The organism is Arthrobacter sp. NPDC057009, from assembly GCF_042673905.1.
In the GTDB taxonomy this organism is placed as follows: domain Bacteria; phylum Actinomycetota; class Actinomycetes; order Actinomycetales; family Micrococcaceae; genus Arthrobacter.
Genome location: NZ_JBHUSB010000001.1, coordinates 242,692 through 260,789, shown reverse-complemented (window position 1 = coordinate 260,789; position 18,098 = coordinate 242,692). Strand labels below are relative to the sequence as shown.

Here is an 18,098-nt window from a genome sequence, read left to right as displayed (position 1 = left end):
CCGCCATGGGCAGACACCGCTTCCGGAAGGGCCGGATGAACGGTTTTAGTCCCTCTGTGGCGGGGCGCCGCTCCTGTAGACTGCAATCCTTATGGACAGTAAATATAGGTGCCATGGACGGTAAATCCAGGTGCCGGCCTGGGGGCTACCACCCATGATGGAGTGGCTCCTTGTTGCCGCCGGCCTGCTGCTCATCCTCGGAACCGGCTTCTTTGTCGCCGTCGAATTTTCCCTTATTGCGCTGGACCAGCCAACAGTGCAGCGCGCCGTTGACGACGGCGATGCAGCGGCAGTGCCGCTGCTGAAATGCCTGAAATCCCTGTCCACGCAGCTGTCCAGTTGCCAGCTGGGCATCACCATGACAACGCTCCTGACCGGCTATGTCATGGAGCCGTCCGTCGGGGCGCTGCTCGAGGTGCCGCTTGCCGCCGTCGGAATCCCCGAACCGGTGGCCGGCTCCGTCTCCCTGGTGGTGGCGATGGTGATCGCGACGGGACTGTCGATGCTCCTGGGCGAGCTCGTTCCCAAAAACATGGCCATTGCCCTCGCGTTCCGCATCGGCCGCACCCTGGCGCCGCCCCAGCTGCTCTTCACCACCATTTTCAAGCCTGCCATCGTGGTTCTGAACGGCTTCTCGAACAAGGTCCTGAACATCTTCGGACTGGAGGCCAAGGAGGAGATATCCGGCGCCCGCACGCCGGCGGAGCTTGCCTCCCTGGTACGCAGGTCCGCCGCCATGGGCACGATCGATCCGGGAACAGCGAACTTTATTGCCCGCACGCTGAACTTCTCCGGCCGTACCGCAGCCGACGTCATGACCCCGCGCATCCGGCTCGAAACCATCGACGCCGACCAGCCCGTTTCGGAGATCATCGCCGCGGCCCGCCGCAGCGGCTATTCGCGCTTCCCCGTCCTGGGTGAGTCAGCGGACGACATCCGCGGGCTGGTGCATGTCAAAAAGGCCATCGCGGTTCCTCCCGACCGCAGGCGGAAACTCGAGGCCGGAGCCATCATGACCGACGTCCTCCGGGTGCCCGAAACCATCCACCTCGACGCCCTGCTTGCCGAACTGCGGGAGGGAAACCTGCAGCTGGCCGTGGTGCTGGATGAGTACGGCGGAACTGCCGGGATCGCCACGCTGGAGGACCTGGTCGAGGAGATCGTGGGAGAAGTGTCCGATGAACACGACAAGGTCCGGCCCGGGCTGCTGCAAAGCGCTTCGGGCGACTGGTACTTTCCCGGGCTGATGCGGCCGGACGAGCTCTCGGAACAGATCCCCGGCCTCACCGTCCCGGACGAGTCGGCCTACGAAACAGTGGGCGGGTATGTCATGAGCGAGCTTGGACGGATACCCGTGGTTGGGGACACGGTGGAGGCTGGCGGCGGAACCCTTAGCGTCACCCGGATGGATGGCCGCCGCATCGACCGGATCTGCTTCCGGCCCCACCGGGAACCCCGGGACAGCCCCGGTAACGGCACCGCAAAGAACGGTAAAACGGGTAACGCCAAGACCGGGAACCACAAGGCCGGGAACGGCAAGTCTGGGAACGGCGGCCGGCCATGAGCGACTGGGCAGGGCTTATCTGGCTGGTGCTGCTGCTCCTGGGCAACGCCTTCTTCGTGGCGGCGGAGTTTGCCGTCATGTCCGCGCGCCGGAGCCAGATTGAGCCCCTGGCGGACGAGGGTGTCGTCCGGGCGCAAACAACACTTCGGGCCATGGAGAACGTTTCGCTGATGCTGGCCTGCGCCCAGCTGGGCATCACGGTGTGCTCGCTGCTGATCCTGCTGGTGGCGGAGCCGGCGATCCACCACCTGCTGGCTGCGCCCCTGGCCGGGCTGGGTATGCCGGAGGAAGTTGCCGATGTCTCGGCGTTCGCGGTGGCCCTGATGCTGGTGACGTTCCTGCACGTCACGTTCGGTGAGATGGTGCCCAAGAACATCTCGGTGTCCGTTGCGGACAAGGCAGCGCTGCTCCTGGCTCCGCCGCTGATGTTCATTTCACGGATCGTGAACCCGGTCATCACTGCGCTGAACTGGTCTGCGAACCACATCCTGAAGCTGATGCGTATCGAGCCCAAGGACGAGGTCAGTTCCACCTTCACGCTGGAAGAGGTGCAGTCCATCGTGCAGGAGTCCACCCGGCATGGCCTGGTGGACGATGATGCGGGACTTATCACGGGTGCCTTGGAATTTTCGGAGTACACCGCCGGCAACGTCATGGTTCCGCTGGAACGGCTGGTGATGCTGAAGTCGTCGGCGTCGCCCCTGGAATTTGAGAAGGCGGTCAGCCGCACAGGCTTTTCCCGGTTCCCGATGGTGGACGACGACGGCCTGCTCTCCGGCTACCTCCACATCAAGGACGTGCTCGCCATTCCGGAATCAGGTTATGAGCAGCCCATCGCGGAGAGCCGCATCCGTTCCCTGGCCAACCTCTCGCGGGACGACGAGATTGAAAAGGCCATGTCCGTGATGCAGCGTTCCGGCTCGCACCTGGCACGCGTCATCGGCCCGGGCGGGCAAACCGAAGGCGTGCTGTTCCTGGAGGATGTGATTGAGCAGCTCGTGGGCGAGATCAGGGACGCCACCCAGGCAAAGGGCATCCGGAGGCTCGGCGCGCCCGACGGCGAATAGCCGGGCAGGTGCCGGGCCAACCCGCCGCATTCGCTAAATAGGAATGATTCCTATTTAGCGATACACTCGAAGGGAGGTTGCCTCCTCCCCGCAACTCATCCCGTTCAGAACCGAGGTATTTCCGTGCCCAGCTACGCCCGTACTGTCCTGACCGCCGCAGTGGCCGGATTCGGCCTGCTCCTCACCGGCTGCGGTGCGCCGGCGGCCGAGACCGGAGCCGCAGGGGACAACGGCCGCATCGCCGTCGTCACGTCCACCAACGTCTACGGGGAAATTGTTGAGGCAGTCGGCGGGGACAAGGTCAACGTCTCGGCCATCATCTCCCGGCCGAGCCAGGACCCGCACTCCTACGAAGCCAACGCCCAGGACCGTCTGACAGTGTCCAAGGCCAAGCTGGTGGTGGAAAACGGCGGCGGCTACGACGACTTCATCCACACTCTCGCGGACGACGGCAAGGTGCCGCACGAAAACATCGTCAGTGCAGTGGAGGTTTCAGGACTGGCCCCGGAGAAGGCAGGCACCTCCTCTGCCCACGCTACCGATGAACATGCCCATGACCACGGCGAGTTCAACGAACACGTCTGGTACAGCTTTGATGCCATGGCGCACCTTGCCGATGCCGTCGCCGCCCGTCTCGGTGCGCTCGACTCCGCTTCGGCCGCCCAGTTCACCGCCAACGCCGCTGAGTTCAAGTCCGGTCTTGCGGAGCTTGAGAGTAAGATTTCGGCAATGAAGACCTCGCACGGCGGTGCCGGCGTTGCCATCACGGAACCGGTCCCGCTATACCTGCTGGAAGCGGCCGGGCTGGAGAACCGCACGCCCGCCGAGTACACCGCCGCCGTCGAAGAAGGTGCCGACGTATCGCCCGCGGTCCTGAAGGCGGCCACCGCGACGGCCGCCGCAAAGAGCACCAGTTTCCTCGCCTACAACGAACAGACGGAAGGTCCGCAGACGCAGGCCGTGAAAAAAGCAGCCACCGCCGCCGGGACCCCCGTGGTGAACTTCACCGAGACGCTTCCGGGCGGCAAGACCTACCTGCAGTGGATGGCGGACAACGTGGACAACATCAGCAACGCACTGAAGAGCCAGCGTTGAACCCAGTCGTCAGCCTGAAGCAAGCGTCGCTGAAGTTCGGCCGGCGCGCGCTCTGGGAGGACCTGAACCTGGACATCAATCCGGGCGAGTTTTTCGCGGTGCTGGGTCCTAACGGCAGCGGCAAGACCAGCTTCCTCAAGGTCCTGCTGGGACTGCAGGAGCTTCACTCCGGCCACGCAAGCCTCGGCGGCCACCCCGTGGAGCGCGGAAGCCGGATGATCGGCTACATCCCGCAGCAAAAGCCCTTCCCGCCCGACACCCCGATGCGCGCCCGCGACCTGGTGGGCCTGGGCGTCGACGGGCACCGCTGGGGAATCCGGCTCGGCACCGCCAAGGCAAACCGCAGGATTGACGAACTGCTGGAGCTTGTCGGGGCCAGCGACTACGCCAAGGTGCCTGTCGGACAGCTGTCCGGCGGAGAGCAGCAGCGCCTCCGCGTTGCCCAGGCACTCGCCACCGACCCCAGGGTGCTGCTGTGCGACGAGCCGCTCCTGTCGCTGGACCTGCACCACCAGCAGGCTGTGAGCGCGCTCATCAACAAGCAGTGCCATGACCGGAAGAGCGCAGTGGTGTTCGTAACCCACGAGATCAATCCGATCATCGACTACGTGGACCGGATCCTGTACCTGGCCGGCGGCCGGTTCAGCGTGGGAACGCCGCACGAGGTCATGACCACCGAAGTCCTGTCCGATCTTTATGACAGCAACGTGGAAGTGATCCATGCCAACGGCAGGATCGTCGTCGTCGGTCTGCCCGACGCCACCACGCACCATCATGACGACGCGCACGCCGCTTCCGGGAAGGGCTCCTGATGGATCTGGAATCATTCCTGCAAACGGTGTTCAACTTCGATAACTACGGGGAACTGCTCGTGCTGGTGCAGAACTCGCTGTGGGCCGGTGCCGTGCTTGGACTCCTCGGCGGCCTCGTAGGGACCTTCGTGATGAAGCGCGACCTGGCGTTTGCTGTCCACGGAATTTCCGAGCTCTCGTTCGCCGGCGCCGCCTTTGCGCTTCTCATCGGCACCGATGTGGTGTTCGGTTCCCTGGTCGGATCGGTGGCAGCTGCGCTCCTGCTCGGGCTGATGGGTGTCCGGGCCCGCGACAAGAACTCCATCATCGGCGTGATCATGCCCTTTGGCCTGGGGCTCGGGATTCTTTTCCTGTCGCTCTATGAAGGCAGGGCGGCCAATAAGTTCGGCCTGCTCACCGGGCAGATTGTGTCCGTGGATACCGTCCAGCTTCAGGTCCTGGCGGGGACCGCGGTGGCAGTGATGGTGGCGCTGTGCTTCATCTGGCGCCCGCTGAGCTTCGCCAGTGTCGATCCCGAACTGGCCGAGGCCCGCGGCGTTCCCGTGCGTTCACTTGCCCTGGTTTTCATGGTGCTTCTGGGCGTCAGCGTGGCGCTGTCCATCCAGATCGTGGGCGCGCTGCTGGTTCTTGCCCTGCTGATCACGCCCGCGGCAGCGGCCCTGCGGGTGACATCCTCGCCGCGCCTCGTGGTTCTGCTCAGCGTGGTGTTCGCCGTTTCGGCGACGGTGGGCGGCATACTGCTGGCCCTCGGCGGGCGCATCCCCATCAGCCCTTACGTCACCACGCTGTCATTCCTGATCTACGTGGCCTGCCGGGTCATCGGCAGCGTCCGCGCCAAGCGCGGCCTTAACGGCCGGGTGATGCGGACCGCATAATCCGGTTGGGGGGTCTACTGCCCGGCGTCTGATTACTGCGCTGTGCTTGACTATTGCGCGGCGCCCTTACGCGCCGAGCAGTCGGGGCACAGGCCGTAGATTTCCACCGTGTGGGCCACTTCCGTGTAGCCGTGCTCCTGGGCCGTCCGGGCGGCCCACGTCTCGACGGCGGGGGCCTCCACCTCAACCGCCTTGCCGCAGTTGCGGCACAGCAGGTGGTGGTGATGCACCGTCACGGCGCAGCGGCGGTAGACCGCCTCGCCGTCGCCATTGCGCAGCACGTCCACGAGGTCCTCGTCGGCCAGCGACTGCAGGATCCGGTAGGCGGTGGCCAGGGAAACGGATACACCTTTGTTCTGGAGTATCCGGTACAGCTCCTGGGTGCTCACGAAGTCATTGAGCTCGTCCAAGGCGGCGCTGACAGCGATCCGCTGCTTGGTGACGCGCTGCTCTTTCCCGCCGGCGGGCGTCGAAGGTGCCTGTGGCCTGCCGTCAGCGCTGGCGCGTTGTGGCATGGATGGAACTCGCTTTTCTTTCGGGTAATGGCAAGCTTTAACGTTACCAGCCGGAGGTGCGTGGACACTGCCCGGGCCCGTCCCTAGGCTGGCCCCATGAAGCTGACTAAATTCACGCACGCCTGCGTCCGGCTCGAAAAGGATGGCCAGGTCCTGGTCCTTGATCCGGGAACCTTCTCCGAAACCGCCGAAGCGCTGGACGGCGCACACGCCGTCCTCATCACGCACGAACATCCCGACCATATCGACGTTCCCGCTGTCGCGGCTGCCCTCAAGGACAACGGAGGGCTGGAGCTTTTTGCTCCGGCAGGTGTGGCGCAGAACGTGCGCAAGGAGGCGCCGGAGGCAGCGGATCGGGTGCATGCCGTGGAACCGGGAACGGCCTTCGACACGGCCGGGTTTGCGATCCGCAGCTTCGGCGGCCAGCACGCCCTGATCCATCCCCAGATTCCGGTGGTCGCCAACATCGGGTACCTCGTGGACGGGGACGTGTATCACCCGGGTGACTCGTTCATCATCCCGGACGGCGTTAGCGTGCGTACGCTCCTGGTCCCGATCTATGCCCCGTGGAACAAGGTCAGCGAAGTCGTGGACTTCGTCATCGGCGTCCGCGCCGGACGGGCTTTCCCCATCCACGACGGGCTCCTGAACGAGACCGGCCTGGGACTCGTGGAAGGCCATGTCAAGCGGATCGGGGCGAAGTACGGAACCGAGTACACCCACCTCTCCAGCAGGGAGTCGGTGGACCTCTAGGGCTGCCAGATTCCCGTCTCGAAGAACGCCTTCAGCGTGGCTTCATGTGGCTGGGGATCCAGTCCTTGGGATGCCAGCCACGCAGGGCTGTAGTAGCTGCCCGCGTACCGGTCGCCGCCGTCGCACATCAGGGACACGACGCTTCCCCGCTCGCCGTCGGCGATCATCTGGGCCACGAGCTGCCAGACACCCCAAAGGTTGGTGCCCGTGGAAGGCCCGGCGTGCAGGCCCGCCAGCGAACGCAGGTGCCGCATGGCTGCGACGGACGCAGCGTCGGGAACCTGGATCATGTGGTCGATGACCGAGGGCACAAAGCTCGGTTCCATGCGTGGCCGGCCGATGCCCTCGATCCGGGAGGGCTGGCCGGTGCTGAAGTCCGCGGCGCCGCTCCGCCAGCCGGGGTAGAACGCGGAGTTTTCCGGATCGACCACCGCCAGGGATGTGTGATGGCGGTGGTAGCGGAGGTAACGGCCGATCGTGGCGCTGGTTCCGCCTGTGCCCGCGCCCACCACAATCCAGCGGGGGACCGGATGCTCCTCCAGCGCCAGCTGTTCAAAGATGGACTCGGCAATGTTGTTGTTGCCCCGCCAGTCGGTAGCGCGCTCGGCGTAGGTGAACTGGTCCATGTAGTGGCCGCCGCTTGTGGCGGCGACCTCGGCAGCTGCGGCGTACACCTCTGAAGCATGGTCCACCAGGAGGCAGGCACCGCCGAACTGTTCGATCAGGGCGATCTTCTCGGGGCTGGTGGTGCGGGTCATCACGGCGATAAAAGGCAGGCCGAGGAGCTGGGCGAAGTACGCCTCGGAAACCGCGGTGCTGCCGCTGGATGCCTCCACAATCGTGGTCCCCTCGCGGATCCACCCGTTCACCAGCCCGAACAGGAACAGGGAACGGGCCAGCCGGTGTTTCAGGCTTCCGGAGCGGTGCGTGGATTCGTCCTTGAGGTAGAGCTGGACGCCCCAGTGTTCCGGCAGCGGCACCGAGTACAGGTGGGTGTCCGCCGAACGGTTGTTTTCAGCGTTGATCTTGCGGACTGCCTCATCCGCCCATGCCCGGTCACTGAATCGCCTGCTCACCGCATCAGCCTACCGGCGCGGGCACCCGCAGCTAGAGTTAGTGCTGTTGCGCCCCCGAGCGGCCCGCGCAAACCCTTCAGACGAATTCAAGGAGACAGATGAACATCCTCATTGACGCGGCCGGGCTGAATGCCAGGATGGCCTCCGGCCAGCGCACCGTGGTGCTCGACGTCCGCTGGAAGCTCGGGGATCCGGACGGCCGCTCACGGTACCTGGAAGAACACATCCCTGGTGCTGTGTACGTGGACCTTCCCAGCGAATTGGCGGACCCGGCGGACCCCGGCCGCGGGCGCCACCCGCTGCCTTCGACGGCCCGCTTCCAGGAAGCGGCCCGGTCCTGGGGCATTAGCGACGGCGACACCGTGGTTGCGTACGACGATGCGGGCAGCACGTCCGCTGCACGCGTGTGGTGGATGTTGCGGAACGCTGGCGTCCGCACCGTTCACCTGCTCGACGGCGGCCTGGCCGCCTGGCGTGCGGCAAGGCTGCCCGTGGAGGGAGGGGCCGTGGAGCCCGAGGCAGGCAACGTGACACTTACAGACGGCGGCATGCCGGTGACCGACGCGGACGGTGCCGCCGGCTGGGCTGCCGGAGGACTGCTGCTGGATGCACGTGCCGCAGAACGCTACCGCGGGGACGTGGAACCGGTGGATCCGCGGGCCGGCCACATTCCCGGCGCCGTCAGCGCCCCCACCACCGGGAATCTCGACGACGACGGCCGCTTCCTGCCGGCGGAGGAGCTGCGGAAGCGCTTTGCCGGCCTTGGGGTTGATGGTGCAACGCCGACCGCCGTCTACTGCGGCAGCGGCGTGACCGCCTCCCATGAGATCGCGGCCCTGGAAATAGCCGGGTTTGCCGCCACGCTGTTCCCCGGGTCCTTCTCCGAATGGTCCAATGACGCCTCCCGCCCCGTGGCCACGGGCGACCGTCCCGGGGAATAGCGAAGTGCACTTGCGGTTGGAAGTCATCCGGGAGCCGCGGTAGCGTCGCCATATGACTCCTGGACGCCCTGTGCCCCCGCCGCTGAACCTGCGAATCCCGCTGGAGGAGGCCGCCGTCGGGCCCCTCGAGGGACGCCTTGCCGCGGCCCGCGGGGCATCCTCTGCCACGAGCGGTCTGGTAGCGCTGACCCTTGCCCGGCGGGCGCCCAAAGCCGACGACGTCGAAATTGCGATCGAGTTCTGCGGGCTCTGCCACTCCGACGTCCACGCCACCCGGGGGGAGTGGGGCTCCCAGAACTACCCGCTCGTACCGGGCCACGAGATCGTGGGACGGGTCAGCCGCGTCGGTTCTGATGTGGTGGACTTCCAGCCGGGAGACCGTGTGGGCGTGGGCTGCATGGTGGACTCCTGCCGGGAATGCGGGAGCTGCCGTGAAGGGCTGGAGCAGTACTGCGAACGCGGCCTGACCGGGACGTACGGCGCCAGGGATGCCAGGAACGGGGACGCTGTCACGCAGGGCGGCTACGCCTCGTCAGTGGTGGTGGACCGCCGGTATGTCCTGCGGGTGCCGGAGGGCCTGGACCCTGCGGCGGCTGCCCCGTTGCTCTGTGCCGGCATCACCACGTTCTCGCCGCTGCGGCACTTCGGTGTCCGGGAAGGCCACGTGGTCGGCGTCGTTGGCCTGGGCGGCCTGGGGCACATGGCCGTCAAACTGGCCAAAGCAATGGGAGCCGAAGTCAAGGTCTTTACTACGTCCGAAGCCAAAGTGTCCGCGGCGCTGGAACTGGGTGCTGACGCAGTTGTGCTGTCCCGCGACGAGGAGGCGATGGCCGCTGAAAACCGGAGCATCGACGTCATCATCGACACCGTTGCCGCCCCGCACGACCTCAACCCGCTTTTCCGCACCCTGCGCCGGGACGGCGCCCTGTTCCAGCTGGGCCTGCCCTCGGAATCCATGCCGCCCGTTAACCCTGGGGCACTGATCAGAAGGCGGATCTCGTACGCGGGTTCCCTGATCGGGGGTATCGCCGAAACGCAGGAGATGCTCGACTTTTGCGCCGAGCACGGGGTTGTCTCCGATATCGAACTGGTGGGTGCCGAGCAACTTAACGACGCCTATGACCGGATGGTTGCAGGCGATGTGAAGTACCGTTTTGTCCTGGATACATCCACCCTGCAGGAACCGTCGGAAAGGGCTGACGCATGAGCACGCTGTTCACCAAGATTCTCAACGGGGAGATTCCCGGCCGGTTTGTCTGGCGTGAGCCGGACGTCTCCGCGTTCCTCACCATGGGTCCGCTGGCAGACGGCCACACGCTGGTGGTCCCGACCGAGGAAGTGGACCGCTGGACTGACGCCTCACCGGAGACCCTGGCCAAGGTCATGGAAGTGGCCCGGCGGATCGGCGCGGTGCAGGTGGACACCTTCGGGGCGGCCCGGGCAGGACTGATCGTTGCCGGTTACGAGATCAACCACATGCATGTTCACGTGTGGCCTTCCAACAGCATGTCGGAATTCAACTTCGCCACCGCTGAGCACAACCCTGATCCGGCCCGGCTGGACGCCAACGCGGAAAAGCTGCGGGCGGGCCTGCGCGACGCCGGCTACGGGGAGTTCGTGCCCGAGGCCTAAGTCCCGCCCGGCGGTCCGGTTTCACCCACCCCAGTTCCGGACGTTGTGGATCTGGCCAGTCTGGTTCCTGGCAGTGGGGGTGCGGTGGAGTGGTAGGTGTGGCCGGTTGGGGTGGTGATTTCTAGGGTGTGCCGCGGGCCAGGGCGGGGTTGGGCTTTCCAGCCGGGGAGTTCTTTGGTGCGGTTGCAGGCTTCGCAGAGTCCGGCGCCGTTGGCGAGGCTGGTTGGGCCGTCGTTATGCCACGGGACAACATGGTCCAGGTGTCGGATGGGTGCGTCGCAGTAGGGGGTGCGGCAGGTGTCGTCGCGGACCTGGATGAAGCGGCGCAGCGGTGGCGGGAAGAGCCGCCGTTTCGAGTCCATGGCCACCAGATCGCCTGTCTCCGGGGCGGTGTAGAGCCGGCGCAGCCAGATCTTCAGGTCTTTCACCGCGTTTTTCTTGGCACCTTCCCATTGTTCAGTTTCCTGTGCTTCTTCTTGGTTGAGGAGTTCCCGGGCCCAGGCGGCGGGGACGATGCCGTACCCGGTGAGCCGAGCGGGTTCGCTGTCGCCTTGGAGGAGGGTGCGGTCGGTCATGACGAGGTTGACGTCTATCCCGGTGATGCCGCCGGGCGTTCCGGTGATCCATTCAACGAGGGTGTCTGCCATGGCCTGGTTCTTGGATCGCGGGTCCGCGGCGGAACGGAGGGCATCCGCCTGCAGGGTGAGTGCCTTGTAGACGGCGACGCCTTGGTGGGCGGGCAGCAGGGCTGTCAGGTAGGTCATGCAGTCCGGGACCGGGCGCAGGCTCACGCCCCGCTCGGATGCGGCGTGGCTGGCGCGCTGCGTGACCGAGCGCGGATCCCTTCGGATCGCGGCGGCCTTGACGGCGGCGATGACGCCGCGGGTTCCGACCCCGTCAAAGGTCCCGGTATCGGCGGCGAGTTCCTCATCCACCGCGGCCCGGTCTTCGACGGTCAGGACAGCTGTTTCCTTCACGAAGTACATCGCGCGCTCTTCATTGAGCTGGCCGGTATCCAGGGCCGCGAGGGTGTGCGGCATTTCGATGACGAGGGCTTTGGCCATCCCCAGCAGCCGGCCGCCCCGGTGCGGGGATTCACCCCGGGCAAGGGCAATCTGCTCAGCCACGCCCAAGTTGTGGTCTTTGGGGCGTTTCCTGCCCGGCGCCTCGGTCGACAGGGTGCTGCTTTTGGCCAGCGCGGGAGCAGTCTGCCCGGGATCGGCCATCCCCGGGCTGCTCTCCGTTCCTGGTTCGGTTTGTTCCTGCCGCTGTCTGGCTTCGAACTCCACGGCAAGCCGGGCCTGCTGCCCGGCAATCATGCACTTGACCTTCTCCAGCGCCCGGTTCTGGTCCATCAGCCCGGGACCGTCAGCGGTGAGATCGGCCGGCAACAGCGCCCTAACCGCCTCGACCCGGTCGTCCAGGCTCAGCCGCGACGCAGTAGCATCGGAGGCCGCGCCGCCGGCGCTAGCAGCATCGACGAACGCAGCATCGTAAAACCCCGCTTCGGGGAACGGGTCCTCCGGAAGAACCTCCGGGTACTCATCGTCGTAGGGAACCCCATCGTCCGGGAACATGTCGTCGACGAACCCGCTGCCCGCAAACCCATCGAATGGATAAGTCTCAATCATCCAGCCCTCGAGAACTGCTGCAGCGTGCAGGTCACAGCAGTCCGGCGCCGGTGCTGAGCTCCCAATGACCTCCATGAACACAGTCTGCCAAGGGGTACTGACAATTAGGCCCGATCGGGCACCGGATCCGGGTAAATCCTGCAACATTTTCTGAGTCCACGCAGGAACGAAAACCGGCTAGCAGCATAGGGGGTTTCCAGCCCTGGGAACACCCTGATCTGCCACCCAGTTGGGCGTACGGGCCGGGGCCAGCCGATGCGGTTCCAGCGACCAACAGGGTCGGCCGGCTCTTGACACCCGTGTGGTCCATGCCATAGTTTTGAACGCAACGTTCGTACAATGAACGGACTGAGCCCGGCGTTGGCGCCGGACATCTGGGCGGTGACCTCGCCGGAGAGCTTCAGTCCCGTTGAACCGACGATCCCCAACGAGGCAGCGCAAATACCCCGTCCTACGCGACCATGAACTGCGCTTCTCATCTCTAGGAAAAGAAGGACAAGGATGTTCGATCAGTCCAGAACACAAGAGTCGGCGCTGAAAACGACCACCCGCCGGCTGCGGACGGACGACTGCATCGTCGTTGACAAGCGTGAGCTCCGCAAGGCCCAGATCGGTGCCGGCGTCGGCAACTTCATCGAGTGGTACGACATCGGCATCTACGGTTACCTCGCTGTCACCATGACGTCTGTGTTCACCGAGGGCATGGACTCGCGGATGGGTCTGCTGGTTACGCTGCTGGGCTTCGCCGTCTCCTTCGTGGTGCGCCCCCTGGGTGGCATGATCCTCGGCCCGCTGGGGGACAGGATCGGCCGCCGCAGGGTGCTCTTCTTCACGATGGCCATCATGGCCGCGGCAACCACCATCATCGGCCTGCTGCCCACCGCCGGGCAGGTCGGCCTTTGGGTCATCATTCCCCTCTACCTGTTGAAGATGCTGCAGGGATTCTCCACCGGCGGCGAGTATTCCGGCGCCGCGACATACATCGCGGAGTTCTCGCCGGACCGTAACCGCGGCTTCATGACCTCGCTGCTGAATTCCGGGTCCATGCTCGGCTTCGCTGCCGGGGCCAGCGTTGTGGCGGTAACCACCATGGTCACAACCTCGCTGTGGGGCGAGTCGGCAATGCTCGACGGCGGCTGGCGCATTCCTTTCCTGATTGCCCTGCCCCTGGGCATCCTGGCCATTTCCCTCCGGCGGCGTATCCCGGAGTCACCCAGCTTCGAGGTCGCGCATGTAAGGACGGCCACCGAGGACGTCGACCCCATTTTCGTCCGGCACAACCTGCCGAACATCATGAAGCACTACTGGCCCCAGATCCTCATCGGTTGCGCTATCGTCGCCGCCGATGGAACCGCGGGCTACATGCTCACGAGCTACATGCCCACCTTCCTGGAAACCCAGATCGGTTCGAACGCTGTGCACACCGCCGTGGCTGCGGTTGTTGTGCTGGTCCTGCAGGCTCTCCTGATTCCGGTCGTGGCACGCTGGTCCGACCGCATCGGCCGGCGCCCCATCTACGCCATGGCGACGATTGGAAACCTTGTCCTGCTGGTGCCGGCATTCGCGCTGATGCATGTCGGGACTCTCTGGTCGCTGTATCTCGCATTCTTCCTGGTAATGGTGCCCAGCGCTTTCTTCCTGTCGCTGACGGGTGCCGTGATGTCCGAACTGTTCCCCACGGCCTCGCGCTATGGATGCGTAGGCGTCACCCACAATCTGTCCATCTCAATCTTTGGCGGCACCACGCCGCTTGTCAGCCAGATCCTCGTCCAGGTCACAGGCAACACCTATGCGCCGGCCTTCTACGTCATGTTTTTCTCCGCCGTCGCGTTGGTGGCACTCGTGAAGATGCGCGAATCTGCCGCTCGGCCGCTGCTCGGTTCCGTTCCGGTGGTATCCAGCCACGATGAGGCCGCAAAGCTGGTTGAAGGGCAGGACAGCAACGAACGCCTCGACACGAGGACCATGCTGCTCTCGCCTGAACCGGCAGAGGCTGTAGGCGCTGGCGCCCGCTAAGCCATACCCAAATGCCCGGTGCAAGGGGGCATACGACGGCGGCTGCTTCCGGGAGGAGGCGGCCGCCGTCGGGCTTAAAAGCGGCTTATGCCGCCAGCACTTTGTTCAGTGCCGTCCGGATCCGCTTCTCGGATACGGAATAGGCTGTGCCGAGCTCGACGGCGAACAGGCTCACCCTTAGCTCCTCGATCATCCACCGGACCTGCGTCAGCTCCGCCCCGGCGCGGCGGCCAGGGAGCAGCGCCGACACGGCGTCGTCGTAGTCGTCCTCCAGCCGCTGGACGGCGGCCATGTTGAGCGCATCGCGCTGGACGTTCCCGGGCAGCTTCTCCAGGCGCTTTTCGATGGCGGCGAGGTAGCGCGGAAGCTGGCTCAGTTGCGCATAGCCGGTCTTGGCCACAAAGCCGGGGAACACGAGCTGCTCAAGCTGGCTGCGGATGTCATTGAGCGCGCTGATGAGAGCCAGGCTGGTGGTGCCCTTGAGCTGCTTCTCGATCCGCCTGGTGCTGGCAAGGATGCGCTCCACCACGGCAGTGACGCTGAAGACGGTGTCGATCAGCTCCGCCCGCACGTGCTCATACAGAGCGTCGAACGCTGCCTGGTCCCAGGGAAGTTCTGCGGGCGTGAGCTTGTCCACCGCTGCGAGGACGCAGTCGGCGATCAGGGCCGAAACGGAACCGTGCGGGTTCTGGCTGAACGTCAGTTTCTCCGTGTTGTTCAGGTGCTCCAGCACATAGCGGTCCGGCGCCGGTACCCGCAGCGCGAGGAGCCGGATGACGCCGCCCCGCATGGCCTCAAGCTGCTCGGACGCCGTCTGGAAGACGCGCAGGCCCACGGACGTCCCCTCGTCCACCAGGGCGGGAAATCCCGTGACGGTGTGGCCCTTGACGGTAACGCTGACTTCGCGCTGGAGGGTGCCGAACTGCCACTGGGTCAGGCCGGACTGTTCCTTGAATCCGGCGTGCGCCTGCGGGCTGGATTTGGGGGCGGCCGCCTGTTGCCGGGTCTTCTTCGGCGTCCGCGAGTTGGGGGAGCCTGGACCGGCAGTGGCGGGGGTTGCACCCAGCGATTCCGCGATTGCCCGGCGCGTGGCCGGTGCCAGCCGCTCCTGCAGCGCTTCCAGGTCCTTGCCCTCGTCCAGCACCTTGCCCCGGCTGTCCACCACCTTGAAGCTCACCCGAAGATGCGGCGGGACCGCGTCCCAGTTCCAGGAACCGGGAGGGATAATCTGGCCCTTCAGGCGGCGCAGGACAAGCTCCAGTGAACTTTCCAGCTCGTCCTCGGCAGGGTCGAAACCGGATTCCAGGGCCGCCACCGCCTGCCGCGCGACGTCGGGGGCTGGAACGAAGCTTTTGCGGACCTGCTTTGGCAGTGACTTGAGCAGCGCGGTGACGAGCTCCACCCGCTGGCCGGGGATCAGCCAGCGGAAGGGTGCGTCGTCGAGCTGGTTCAGGAAGAGGACCGGCACTTCGGCCGTGACGCCGTCCGACGGATTGGGCGTCGAGCCGGGTGCCACGGGATGGAATTCATAGCTCAGGGGCAGTTCGAAGCCCTTGTGCAGCCAGATTTTCGGGTAGGCGGACTCATCGAGCGCCTCGGCGTCCTCGCTCAGCAGCAGCGCCTCATCGAAGTCCAGGAGTGCGGGCTCCTGCTGCCGGGCGTCCTTCCACCATTTGTCGAAGTGCCGTTCCGAGACGACGTCCTTGCCCACCCGGGCGTCGTAGAACTCGAAGAGCGTCTCGTCGTCCACCAGCAGGTCCCGGCGGCGCATCCGCGCCTCGAGCTCTTCGACTTCCTGCAGCAGGGCCCGGTTGCGGTGGAAGAACTTGTGGTGCGTCTTCCATTCGCCCTGGACCAGCGCATGCCGGATGAACAGCTCGCGGGCCAGGACGGGATCGACCTTGCCGTAATTGACCCGGCGCTGGGCAATGATGGGCACACCGTAGAGGGTGACCTTTTCGTAGGCCATCACGGCCCCCATCTTGGTGGACCAGTGGGGTTCGCTGTAGCTGTGCTTGATCAGGTGCGGAGCCACCTGCTCGGCCCATGCCGGCTCGAACCTGGAAGCGACCCGCGCCCACAGCCGGCTGGTTTCCACGAGCTCGGCGGCCATGACAAAGGTGGGCGACTTCTTGAACAGCGCCGAGCCGGGGAAGATGGCGAAGCGGCTGCCACGGGCGCCGGCGTATTCCCGCTTGCGCTCGTCGAGGATGCCGATGTGGCTGAGCAGCCCGGAAAGGAGGCTGATGTGGATGCCCTCGTGGTTGCCCACGGGGTCTGCTTCCCGCTTGTTGTCCAGACTGATGCCCAGGGGCCGGGCCAGCTGCCGGAGCTGGGTGAACAGGTCCTGCCACTCACGGACGCGGAGGTAATTGATGAATTCGTTCCGGCACAGGCGGCGGAACTGGGTGGAGGACAGCTCCTGCTGCTTCTCATGGATGTAATTCCAGAGGTTCAGGTAGCCGGTGAAGTCGGAGTTCTCGTCACGGAAGCGCGCGTGCTTTTCGGCCGCCAGTTGCTGCTTGTCCGTCGGGCGTTCCCGGGGGTCCTGGATGGTGAGGGCCGCCGCCAGGACCATGACTTCGCGGACGCAGCCGCGCTTGCCCGCTTCCACGATCATGCGGCCGAGTCGCGGGTCCACCGGCAGCTGGGCAAGTTTCTGTCCGACGGCGGTCAGTCCGCTGCCGCCGTTGCGGCCGTTGCGCTTTCCCGCGGCGCCGGCAGTCTGCGGCGCGCTACTTCCTGCCTGCGACACACCACCGGCTGCCTGCGGCGCGCTCAAGGCGCCAAGCTCACGAAGGAGGGTCACGCCGTCGTTAATGGCCCGCGAGTCCGGGGGCTCCACGAAGGGGAAGTTTTCGATGTCCTTCGGTCCCCGGGCCACCCCCATGGCGGTCATCTGCAGGATGACGGCCGCCAGGTTGGTGCGCAGGATTTCCGGATCGGTGTAGAGCGGCCGGGACTCGAAGTCCTCCTCGGAGTACAGTCGGATGGCGATGCCGTCCGAGACGCGGCCGCAGCGTCCGGAACGCTGGTTTGCCGACGCCTGGGACACCCGTTCGATGGGCAGCCGCTGCACTTTGGTGCGGTGCGAATAGCGCGAGATGCGGGCAGTGCCGGTGTCGATCACGTACTTGATGCCCGGCACGGTCAGCGAGGTTTCGGCCACGTTGGTGGCCAGCACGATCCGCCGCTTGCCGCCCGGGTTGAACACCCGGTGCTGCTCCTGCAGGCTCAGGCGCGCGAACAGGGGGAGGACCTCGGTGCCGGCGAGCCGCCGGTTGGACTGGATCCTGGCCTGCAGGGCGTCCGCGGCATCCCGGATCTCACGCTCGCCGGAGAAGAAGATGAGGATGTCGCCAGGCGCTTCAAGGGCAAGCTCGTCGACGGCGTCGCAGACGGCGTCCAGCGGGTCGCGGTCTTCCTCGAGTTCATCGTCGGAGGAGTTGTCCTCGTCATCGCCGGACGGGCCGCCGGCAGGCTGGGAGAGCGGCCGGTAGCGGATCTCCACCGGGAAGGTGCGTCCGGACACCTCAACGATGGGTGCCGGTTCCTCGTCCGAGCCGAAGTGCCGGGCGAAGCGCTCCGGATCGATCGTGGCGGAGGTGATGATGACCTTCAGGTCCGGCCGCTGCGGCAGGATCCGTTTGAGGTAGCCGAGGATGAAGTCGATGTTCAGGCTGCGTTCGTGGGCCTCATCGATGATGATCGCGTTGTATTTGCGGAGCAGCTTGTCGCGCTGGATCTCGGCCAGCAGGATGCCGTCGGTCATCAGCTTGACCTTGGTGGACTTGCTCACCTCGCCGGTAAAGCGGACCTGGAAGCCCACTTCCTGCCCGATGTCGACGCCGAGTTCGGAGGCTATGCGTTCGGCCACCGTCCGCGCCGCGAGCCGGCGCGGCTGGGTGTGGCCGATCAGGCCGTTCTCGCCCAGGCCCAGCTCGAGGCACATCTTGGGAATCTGGGTGGTCTTTCCGGAGCCGGTCTCACCGGCGATGATCGTCACCTGGTTGGCGGCGATCGCGGCCATCAGGTCCTCGCGGCGCTCGGAAACCGGCAGCTCGGCGGGGTAGGAGATGTGAAAAGTCATGGCTCCTCCAAGTCTACTGCCGCGTAAAAGG

14 protein-coding genes are annotated in these 18,098 nt (G+C 65.6%); 10 read left to right on the top strand and 4 right to left on the bottom strand.

All coding sequences use genetic code 11. The features are described 5' to 3' along the window. The first annotated feature begins 157 nt into the window (after positions 1–157). From ACFTR6_RS01235 to ACFTR6_RS01215, 5 genes are all read left to right on the top strand, one after another. Positions 158–1,564, top strand: coding sequence for a hemolysin family protein (locus tag ACFTR6_RS01235; RefSeq protein WP_377956835.1), 1,407 nt, complete (start codon positions 158–160; stop codon positions 1,562–1,564). Further along, complete coding sequence (locus ACFTR6_RS01230; protein WP_087872406.1) at positions 1,561–2,631, top strand: hemolysin family protein; 1,071 nt, start codon at positions 1,561–1,563, stop codon at positions 2,629–2,631. Before ACFTR6_RS01235 ends, ACFTR6_RS01230 begins: the two co-directional genes overlap by 4 nt. Positions 2,632–2,754: 123 nt before the next feature. Next, entirely contained in the window at positions 2,755–3,726 is a 972-nt protein-coding gene (locus ACFTR6_RS01225; protein ID WP_377956598.1) for a metal ABC transporter solute-binding protein, Zn/Mn family, read from the top strand. Then, a complete protein-coding gene (locus ACFTR6_RS01220; protein ID WP_076801909.1) occupies positions 3,723–4,538 on the top strand; it encodes a metal ABC transporter ATP-binding protein in 816 nt (271 codons plus the stop codon). Before ACFTR6_RS01225 ends, ACFTR6_RS01220 begins: the two co-directional genes overlap by 4 nt. After that, on the top strand, positions 4,538–5,413 hold the full coding sequence (locus ACFTR6_RS01215) for a metal ABC transporter permease (RefSeq protein ID WP_076801911.1): 876 nt from the start codon (positions 4,538–4,540) through the stop codon (positions 5,411–5,413). The genes ACFTR6_RS01220 and ACFTR6_RS01215 overlap by 1 nt, the downstream gene beginning before the upstream one ends. A gap of 50 nt (positions 5,414–5,463) precedes the next feature. Here the strand turns inward: ACFTR6_RS01215 and ACFTR6_RS01210 are convergent, their stop codons facing one another. Further along, positions 5,464–5,928, bottom strand: a complete 465-nt coding sequence (locus ACFTR6_RS01210; protein WP_377956597.1) for a Fur family transcriptional regulator — start codon at positions 5,926–5,928, stop codon at positions 5,464–5,466. Positions 5,929–6,024: 96 nt separating this feature from the next. On the opposite strand from ACFTR6_RS01210, the gene ACFTR6_RS01205 reads away from it, so the two are divergent. Continuing rightward, positions 6,025–6,681 carry an MBL fold metallo-hydrolase gene (locus tag ACFTR6_RS01205; RefSeq protein WP_377956596.1) on the top strand — a complete coding sequence of 219 codons (657 nt, stop codon included), beginning with the start codon at positions 6,025–6,027 and terminating at the stop codon, positions 6,679–6,681. Here the strand turns inward: ACFTR6_RS01205 and ACFTR6_RS01200 are convergent. Beyond that, entirely contained in the window at positions 6,678–7,757 is a 1,080-nt protein-coding gene (locus ACFTR6_RS01200) for a PLP-dependent cysteine synthase family protein (protein ID WP_377956595.1), read from the bottom strand. The two genes, ACFTR6_RS01205 and ACFTR6_RS01200, sit on opposite strands and share 4 nt — an antisense overlap. Before the next feature lie 98 nt (positions 7,758–7,855). On the opposite strand from ACFTR6_RS01200, the gene ACFTR6_RS01195 reads away from it, so the two are divergent. Genes ACFTR6_RS01195 through ACFTR6_RS01185 form a run of 3 tightly spaced genes read left to right on the top strand, consistent with a single transcriptional unit; the run spans position 7,856 to position 10,330 of the window. Beyond that, positions 7,856–8,698 carry a sulfurtransferase gene (locus tag ACFTR6_RS01195; protein ID WP_377956594.1) on the top strand — a complete coding sequence of 281 codons (843 nt, stop codon included), beginning with the start codon at positions 7,856–7,858 and terminating at the stop codon, positions 8,696–8,698. 52 nt (positions 8,699–8,750) lie between these two features. Further along, positions 8,751–9,905, top strand: a complete 1,155-nt coding sequence (locus ACFTR6_RS01190; protein ID WP_377956593.1) for an NAD(P)-dependent alcohol dehydrogenase — start codon at positions 8,751–8,753, stop codon at positions 9,903–9,905. Then, complete coding sequence (locus tag ACFTR6_RS01185) at positions 9,902–10,330, top strand: HIT family protein (RefSeq protein WP_076801923.1); 429 nt, start codon at positions 9,902–9,904, stop codon at positions 10,328–10,330. Before ACFTR6_RS01190 ends, ACFTR6_RS01185 begins: the two co-directional genes overlap by 4 nt. On the opposite strand, the gene ACFTR6_RS01180 is transcribed toward ACFTR6_RS01185, so the two are convergent. Further along, entirely contained in the window at positions 10,327–12,036 is a 1,710-nt protein-coding gene (locus ACFTR6_RS01180) for an HNH endonuclease (protein ID WP_377956592.1), read from the bottom strand. The two genes, ACFTR6_RS01185 and ACFTR6_RS01180, sit on opposite strands and share 4 nt — an antisense overlap. Positions 12,037–12,462: 426 nt before the next feature. Here ACFTR6_RS01180 and ACFTR6_RS01175 point away from each other — a divergent pair, with 426 nt between their 5' ends. Next, positions 12,463–13,977 (top strand): MFS transporter, encoded by a 1,515-nt coding sequence (locus ACFTR6_RS01175; protein ID WP_083706361.1) that lies wholly within the window; start codon positions 12,463–12,465, stop codon positions 13,975–13,977. Positions 13,978–14,062: 85 nt separating this feature from the next. On the opposite strand, the gene hrpA is transcribed toward ACFTR6_RS01175, so the two are convergent. Further along, a complete protein-coding gene (gene hrpA / locus ACFTR6_RS01170) occupies positions 14,063–18,067 on the bottom strand; it encodes an ATP-dependent RNA helicase HrpA (RefSeq protein ID WP_377956591.1) in 4,005 nt (1,334 codons plus the stop codon). Positions 18,068–18,098 lie beyond the last annotated feature (31 nt).